The sequence below is a fragment of the Thiohalocapsa sp. genome (genome assembly GCF_019695415.1).
Taxonomy (GTDB): domain Bacteria; phylum Pseudomonadota; class Gammaproteobacteria; order Chromatiales; family Chromatiaceae; genus Thiohalocapsa.
Genome location: NZ_JAIFKJ010000650.1, coordinates 1 through 7,077 on the forward strand (window position 1 = coordinate 1; position 7,077 = coordinate 7,077).

Below are 7,077 nucleotides of genomic sequence, written 5' to 3' on the forward strand. Positions count from 1 at the left end.
CGTGAAGGACGACGGCACGAGTCGCGAGCCGCACCAGCAGCCGGCGATCGTGCGAGACGATAACCATGGCCAGATCCAACGCTTCCAGATGTGCGAGCAAGCGCGCCTCGGTGGCCTCATCCAGCCCGTTGGTGGGCTCGTCCAGCAGCAGTACTTGCGGGCGCATGGCGAGCACCGTCGCCAGCGCTACCAGTCTTTTCTCGCCGGCGGAGAGGCGGTGGGTCACGCGCTCGCCGAAGCCAGTAAGGCCGAGGGCGGCGAGGGTCGCTTCGGCGTCGGCACGCGCCTGATCGCGGGAGCGTCCGAGGTTGAGGGGGCCGAAGGCGACGTCCTCCAGCACTGTCGGGCAAAAGAGCTGGTCGTCGGAGTCCTGAAACAGCAGCCCCACCCGCGCACGCACCGGCACGAACTCGGCCTCCACCCGGCGCGGCTCGCCGAAGGCCAGCACCTCCCCGGCGCTCGGGCGCTGCAAGCCCACCAGCAGGTGCAGCAGGCTGGTCTTGCCGGCGCCGTTGCGCCCGGTGAGGGCCACGCGCTCGCCGGGATGCAGCGCGAAGTCCGCGCCGCGCAGCACCGCGCGGTCAACGAAACCGAAGTGCACGCTCTGGAGCTGCAACAGCGGTGCACTCACGGCAGCCGGTCCAACGCCAAGAGCCCGGCCAAGAACGGGACCAGCACGACAAGGGAGACGGTGTCCACGAGGTGCCAGTGCCGATCGTCCAACAGGTAGAGCCGGCCCTGGAAGCCGCGCGCGCGCATGGCCGCCTCGATGCGCCGCGCGCGCTCCAGGCTGCGCACCAGCAGCATACCAATGAGGTTGCCGTAGCTCACCCAGGTGTGGCGATTACTGCGTGGCACAAACGCCCGGGCCCGCATCGCGCGCCGCAACCGCCAGCGCTCGTCATCCAAGTGCTTGATTTGACCTATGGTCAGCAGCAGCAAATGCACGAGCTTGTGCGGCACCCCGAGCCGCGCCAGGGCATGTCCCAGCACCACAGGCTCCAAACTACCGAGTAGGCCGAGCAGCACCAGCACAACGGCATTGGCCCGCAGGAATATCAGAGCGGCGGCATGTACGCCTTCCCGCGTGGCTGTGAGCGGACCCAGCGACAGCACTGCGTCACCCGGCACCGTGAACGGCAGGGTCGCCAGCAGCACCGCCATCAGCGCCTCAAGCGCCGCAAGCCGCTTGAGCAAGGACCGAAAGGGCAGGCCGCCGGCGGCGGCCGCCGCCACGCCGAAGCCGAGCGCGACGGTAGCGGCGGCGAGTGTCTGTAGGCTCACCGTCACCACTGCAAAGAGCCCGGTGACCACCAGCAGCAGGCGCGGATTGCGGCGGCCGAGCCAATGCCCGCTTGGACCGCCGAACGGCCGCCTGCTCGTCACCGGCCGGCCTGCGAACGCCGGCAGCGCCACCAGAGCCCGAGTCCGGCGAGCCCCAGGATGTAGCCGATGCCGCCCAGCACGTCGCGAAACTGGACCGCCTCGCGGGCGGCAAGGGCATCCTCCCGAAGCGGTCGGACCTGGCGGGCGACGGCGCGCTCGATGGCGGCGGCCATAGCGGGATCGAGTGCATGCTCGAAACCGATGGTCGTGCTTTTCTCTGTTGGCGAGGGGCCGGGGCTGGATCCAGCAGTGTCCGCTGCCTGCACCGATGCCGACGCTGTATCAGCGTCGCCTTCTACGGCGGCCGCAAACGCCCCAGCGAGCTCGGCGGCGTCAATATGCCACTGCGCCCGGTGACCATCCGGCGTCTCGGCGACGATGCGATGTCCAACCGGCGCCTCAACCTCATAGGAGAAGCGGCCGTCGGCGCCCGATCGCAGCTCGGCCAGCGCCTCGCCCGCGGCATTCTGGACCAGCACCGGCACACCGGCCGCCTTGGCACCGCCGGAGAAGTAGACTTCCCCCTGAATGCGTCGGCCGTCCGCGGCGGCAAATAGGTTGAGCTTATGGGCCAGGGCCGGGTCGGCTGCTAGGAGCACTGGGAGCAGGCAACCCCACAATACGCCATGCCAACTGAGCCGACGCCGCGGGTGAGCGCTGTCTGGAAACACTGGTGCACTGCGCGCACGGAGCGCCCCGACAAGCCGCGGAGATGGCTCAGGCATAGCGGCTCGCTGACCCCGAGAGTATCTCGGGCGCCACGCGGTGCAGGAAACTCACCACGGTCCCGGTCACCAGCGCCTCCACCAGCGCTAGGGGCAGGTAGATTAGTACCACGGCCTTGGCCGCCGGCAGAAAGGGCTCACCGCTCAGCCCGAGGCTCACGGCCACCAATGCCGCGGTGAGCAGCACACCGCCCGCACCGGCCGCAGCGCCGATACCGAGCAGAGCACGGGGGCCCGCACCGGCTAGCAGCGGCCGGAGCGCCACCGCGCAAACGAGCGCCGGCAGGGCGATGTTCAGTGTATTGACGCCGAGCACCACCACTCCGCCGTAGCCGAAGAAGGCGGCCTGCAGCACCAGGGCCACGAACAGCGCCGGCACCGCCGTCCAGCCGAGTAGGAGGCCCATCAGCCCGTTCAGCAGCAGGTGCGCAGTACTCGGCCCGAGCGGGATGCTGATGAGCGAAGAGACGAAGAAGGCCGCCGCCAGCACTGCCGCCTGCGGCAGAGCGTCGTAGTCCAGCCGGCGCAGGGCGACGGCCAGCAGCCCGGCCGACGCCGCGGCACCCGTCAGCAGCACCGGGGCGCTCAGGACACCGTCGGGGATGTGGGCCATACGCGCAGTCTTCTGTTCTTACGGGATCTGGCGGAATCTGTTCCGGACCTGTTCGAGAACCGCTTCGGGACTCTTTAGGGTGCCATCTCGCGGGCGCGAACCCAGATCAGCGCCCCTTCCTCCACCGGCACCTCCTCGCCGTCTGGATTCTGCATGGGCTCGTCGCCTTCGATGAGCGCCGCAAAGCCCCACCAGCCGGCCCGGGGCATAGCGTAGCTGAACACGCCATTGGCGTCGGCCTTCAGTACCTGGGTGACGAAGGGCGCCGCTGGCGGCTCCACGCTGCCATCGTTGCGCCACTCCACTTCCACCTCCGCGAAGGGGACAGGCTCACCGGCCTTCTTGACCACGCCGGTGAAGACATTACCCGCCCAGAGACCATAGGGACGGGTCAGGGGCTCGATCTCCACGGGCAGGCCGACGAGGCGGTCCCAGCCTTCTTCGGCGCCGTAGGCGTCGACGACGCTCTTTGTGTAATGGACGATCATCACGCCCTCTGCCGGCTCCCAATAGGGCTCAGGCGCGATATAGAAGATGTAGCCGCCCGGCCTCGGTACTGTAAAGCTCGCCTGGTAGGCGCGCTTGCCGTCCACATCCACCGGATTCAGGGCGTCCTTGAGGTCCTGTTTGCCGTCTGCCGTCAGCACGCCGAAGGCGGCAGGCTCGCCCATCGCCATCGCCGGTCCCCGCTCCATCGGGTGGGTGAAGGTGAGCGCCAGCGTCAGGTCACCGCCGGTGTCGGCATCAACGATCTCGGTGGAAGGAATCAGCTCCTGGAAATGGGCTGTCGCCTCAAGCGGAACGGCAAAGAGCGGGGCAAGCAACAGCGCGCACGGGACGCACATGCGGGCGCGCCGCGCCGGCTTGGGGTAAGCGTTTGCCATCGGGGGCTCCCTCGGTTCGGCTCAGTGTGGGGCGGTGGGTCAAGTCCGCGTGGTGCCGCCAGGCACGCTGCGCAGCGAGATATGAGCATTTACGGAATGATCATACAGACCGGGTGCAGCCAGACTCAAGCGTCGCCGGAACGCAGTGGGTTTGCGCCGGCGCCGAGAAAACCGAATAGGACGGTGACGGGGAGCCTTCCGTCGTTGTGGCCGGGGGGCGGGATATGAGCGGTCATGGGCTTGGGCTCCGGATCAGTCGGACTGGATTGGGGGTGAGTCAGCAGGGCCGACGCGCGGCCTGCGGTGGCGCGTGCTCAGTCCCAGAGGGCGTCCAGCGCCAGCAGGCAGCGGGCGGCACCCGCGGGATCCGGCGAGCGGTGAATGGCGCCGCGCCCGGCGTTCCCTTGCCACAGGCCGCCCTTGAGGAGCACCAGATCGAAGGGTGCGGCCCGGCCGCTCGGGGGCGCGTCAGCCGGTAGCTGCGCGGGATGCGTGACGGGCGAGGCGGCATCGTCCAGCCACTGCGTGCAGGGGCCGAGCCAGGTGCACAGCAGCCGAATGCCGTTGTGGTCGCGGTGCCAGCGCGGACACATCGCCCGGTCGAGCACCTCCAGACGCAGGCCGATGCGCGGGCAGCCCAGCAGCTCGCCGAATACCTCCACCAGAAAGCCCAGTTCCTGCGCGGCGCCGGCGGCGATGGCCGCATCGGGCAACGGCAGAGCCGGCACGGGCCGGCCGGCATCCACGACGCGCCTGAAGCCGGTGAGCGCACTTGCCTGTATCTGTTGCGCCAGCGCGGCTTGCAGGCACACGAGCGGCGGGCGGCGGTAGACGCACACCTGCACTTGCGGCTCGAAGATCGCGACCACGTCCACCAGCGCATCCACCACACGCACGCCAGAGTCGGCAGGCGCCTGGATTGGACTGGGGGATGCGGCGAGCGCATCCACGAGGGCAGTGTCTGTTCCGCTCAAGGATCACGTATCCAGGCAGAACAACAGCCGCGGCGGCACACCATCGGCCACCGGCGGCGAGCGGTGCACCTGCCCGCGGCCGGCGTTACCGGGGTAACGCTCCCCCTTCAGGATGCCGACCCAGAACGGCGCGAGTCGGCCAGACAGCACGGTCTTCGCGTCCCGCATCAGCTCCGTGGTCGCCAGCTCTGCGCGCAGTGCGGGTGCCGACAACGGTGCGCAAGCGGCGATCTCCGCCAGGATCTCGGGCACCGCCGGCCTGGCCCAGACGGCGAGGGTCGCGTCAGGCGCGGTGATCAGCGACAGCCCGTCGCCGGCGGATGTCTGCACGACACCGGGTAGCGGCGCCGGCGATGCCGTCGCAGCGGTGGCCGGTGCCGGAGGACGCGACGAGGCCGGAAGTCGCGTGGCGGTAACGGTGGTCATCTCGGTCATGCCTTCCCTCCGGAGGGGCTGCGTCGGGCACCAATGCTCTGGTTGGAGCGAGGAGGGTAACAATATAACGTTGTTATTTCTCAGCGCCAACCGCCCCGCCCAAGGGTTGCTGCGATGCAAGACACCCTGGTTTGCTTTGCAGTGCTCGTCGCAGATGCGGTGCTCCTCAAGACCATCATGGTCGACTGGCAACAGAGGCCACTGTCATGGAGATCGTCTACTACGAAGAGGACAACATCCTGTTCTTGGATCTTGGCAACGGTGAAATCATCTGCGACGCGTGCCTGAGCGGGAATGTCAACATCGGCGACACGGTCGACGACATCGGTGAGAGCACGATCTTGGACGTGCAAAAGAGCGGCATGTATCTGCTGCAGATCGAGCGTGTGCCCTCGGGCGCAGCCTGAGATATCAGGAGCCAGCAAGGCGCCGGTCGAAGCCGAAGGGCTCGGCGTCGGCCGCGGCGGCGACTGTGCTGAAGTGCGGATGGGCGGGATTGATGAGCAGGTTGTCCTCGCGCGGGATCACGGTGCTCGGTACCCGAAGGGCCAGGGAGTTTGCCGAGGCAATCCAGCCGTCGCCGATTGTTGCGGTTGTGCGTGGGGCGGGGTCCGCGCGCCAGTCCGCCGGCAGTGCGGAGGCGTCGAGCCGCAGCACGGCGCCGTCGGGGATGCTCAGCGTGAAGACGCGATAGGCGGCGAGGACCTGGCTGCGGTGCAGGTGCACGAGCAGCTCCAGGGCGGCCAGCGCGATGCTGGTCGAGGCGTAGACGACGGACGTTCCCGGGCTGTTCCACCGCCCGCCGCAGCGGCGCGCGCCGGCACCGTCCAGGGCCGTGGCGGCATAGCGTGCCTTAACCAGCCGATAGGCCCGCACTGGTCGGGGCTCAGCAGAGGATGCCGTGCTCCAGGCGCTCGATCAGCCGGCGCACCTCGGTGGCGCCGACCTCGGCCTCGAGGCGCTCCAGCGGAGGGCTGCCGCCAAGCGCCTTGGCCGGCTCGGTGAGCCATTCGCGCGCGGCGTCGAGATCGCCTTCAAACAGGCGCAGGGCCTCGGCTAGCACATCGGCGATGCGGTAGATGCGGTCGCTCTCGGTCGCGGAGAGTCTCGGCGGATGCGCGCGGCGCCGGCGGCTCCGAGTAGTCGGCGCGAAGGCGGCAATGCCCCCCCGCCCGCGCTGGACGCTGCCGAGGGCCTCGGCCCAACGGTCGAACACGCTGGTCGGCCGACCACGACGGACATGCTCGAAGGCGGTGTCGTCGTCATGCCTAGGTATTCCGAGCAACGCCAGGGCATCGGCATCCGTCGTGTCGGCGGATGCCGGCATCGAGCCCGTTTCGGGCAGATACGCAAAGGCGTTGGCAGACATCGGGTGCGCTCGGCCGCTGAAACCAATTGAGCATAAGCATAGGCTCAAATGGAACCAATGCAAGCCGGTCCGGGCTCAGGACGCCTCCACCCGGTCGACGTCCACGGCGGCTCCGGAGCGGTTCGCCGAGGTGAAATCGGCCACATGCTCGGGCGCCTCGTCGGGCGCCGGCACCAGGGCTGCGGTCAGCGTGGCCAGGTTGTGGCGCATCATGTCCAGGTAGGTGCCGGCCGGACCGCCCGGCGGTGACAGCGCGTCGGAGTAGAGCCCAGGCCGGCAGGGGGTCACCATGTAGCTGACGCCGCTCAACGGGCATCGAAGAAGCCTCGCGGCTGCGGCCGATGATCTCGGTCAATAGTCTACGAAGCGCTGCGTTGCGCCGGTGACGCGCCGTCAGTTCTCTCTCTGCGTGTCAGTCACGCTGCTGTTTTCGAGCCGCGTGCTGCGGTTTGAGCCGGATGCCGGGCAGCTGCTCGCGGCTCGATGACGCGCCAGGTTGAGTCGCCCCCTTACAGCGATACGATATGGCTGAGGGAAGGTCAGGTGAGCGCTTCGCATCAGCCCAGGAGTCAGCGCCGTCTACGTCCGCATCACATCCAAGCGCCAAGTCGCCTTCCCGGTCAAGGTGCTCGATGCTCTAGGGAGATGCTGATTTATTGGGCATCCTGCCCAAAAATCAGACGGAGCCGGG

Annotated in this window: 11 protein-coding genes; 1 reads left to right on the forward strand and 10 read right to left on the reverse strand. The window is 68.5% G+C overall.

The window, feature by feature from the left end:
• The 7 genes from I6U14_RS17725 to I6U14_RS17755 form a co-directional block, all read right to left on the reverse strand.
• Positions 1–631: energy-coupling factor ABC transporter ATP-binding protein (locus tag I6U14_RS17725; RefSeq protein ID WP_296901130.1), on the reverse strand; the 631-nt coding region annotated here is incomplete at its 3' end.
• Positions 628–1,386: a cobalt ECF transporter T component CbiQ gene (gene cbiQ, locus I6U14_RS17730; RefSeq protein WP_296901132.1), complete on the reverse strand. Its 759-nt coding sequence runs from the start codon at positions 1,384–1,386 to the stop codon at positions 628–630. The genes I6U14_RS17725 and cbiQ, both read right to left, overlap by 4 nt.
• Positions 1,383–1,985, reverse strand: coding sequence for a hypothetical protein (locus I6U14_RS17735; RefSeq protein WP_296901134.1), 603 nt, complete (start codon positions 1,983–1,985; stop codon positions 1,383–1,385). Before I6U14_RS17735 ends, cbiQ begins: the two co-directional genes overlap by 4 nt.
• Positions 1,986–2,103: 118 nt before the next feature.
• Complete coding sequence (gene cbiM / locus I6U14_RS17740) at positions 2,104–2,724, reverse strand: cobalt transporter CbiM (RefSeq protein ID WP_296901136.1); 621 nt, start codon at positions 2,722–2,724, stop codon at positions 2,104–2,106.
• A gap of 74 nt (positions 2,725–2,798) precedes the next feature.
• Positions 2,799–3,569, reverse strand: a complete 771-nt coding sequence (locus I6U14_RS17745) for a DUF4198 domain-containing protein (RefSeq protein WP_296901154.1) — start codon at positions 3,567–3,569, stop codon at positions 2,799–2,801.
• Between the two features lie 353 nt (positions 3,570–3,922).
• Complete coding sequence (locus tag I6U14_RS17750; protein WP_296901138.1) at positions 3,923–4,582, reverse strand: DUF1826 domain-containing protein; 660 nt, start codon at positions 4,580–4,582, stop codon at positions 3,923–3,925.
• Positions 4,583–4,585: 3 nt separating this feature from the next.
• A complete protein-coding gene (locus I6U14_RS17755) occupies positions 4,586–5,017 on the reverse strand; it encodes a DUF1826 domain-containing protein (protein ID WP_296901141.1) in 432 nt (143 codons plus the stop codon).
• 206 nt (positions 5,018–5,223) lie between these two features.
• On the opposite strand from I6U14_RS17755, the gene I6U14_RS17760 reads away from it, so the two are divergent.
• A complete protein-coding gene (locus I6U14_RS17760) occupies positions 5,224–5,424 on the forward strand; it encodes a hypothetical protein (protein WP_296901143.1) in 201 nt (66 codons plus the stop codon).
• Between the two features lie 4 nt (positions 5,425–5,428).
• Here the strand turns inward: I6U14_RS17760 and I6U14_RS17765 are convergent, their stop codons facing one another.
• The 3 genes from I6U14_RS17765 to I6U14_RS17775 all read right to left on the reverse strand — a co-directional run bounded on the left by I6U14_RS17765 (position 5,429) and on the right by I6U14_RS17775 (position 6,677).
• Positions 5,429–5,893, reverse strand: a complete 465-nt coding sequence (locus tag I6U14_RS17765; RefSeq protein WP_296901145.1) for an RES family NAD+ phosphorylase — start codon at positions 5,891–5,893, stop codon at positions 5,429–5,431.
• A gap of 10 nt (positions 5,894–5,903) precedes the next feature.
• Positions 5,904–6,386 (reverse strand): antitoxin Xre/MbcA/ParS toxin-binding domain-containing protein, encoded by a 483-nt coding sequence (locus tag I6U14_RS17770; RefSeq protein WP_296901147.1) that lies wholly within the window; start codon positions 6,384–6,386, stop codon positions 5,904–5,906.
• Between the two features lie 75 nt (positions 6,387–6,461).
• Positions 6,462–6,677, reverse strand: coding sequence for a hypothetical protein (locus I6U14_RS17775; RefSeq protein ID WP_296901151.1), 216 nt, complete (start codon positions 6,675–6,677; stop codon positions 6,462–6,464).
• Positions 6,678–7,077 lie beyond the last annotated feature (400 nt).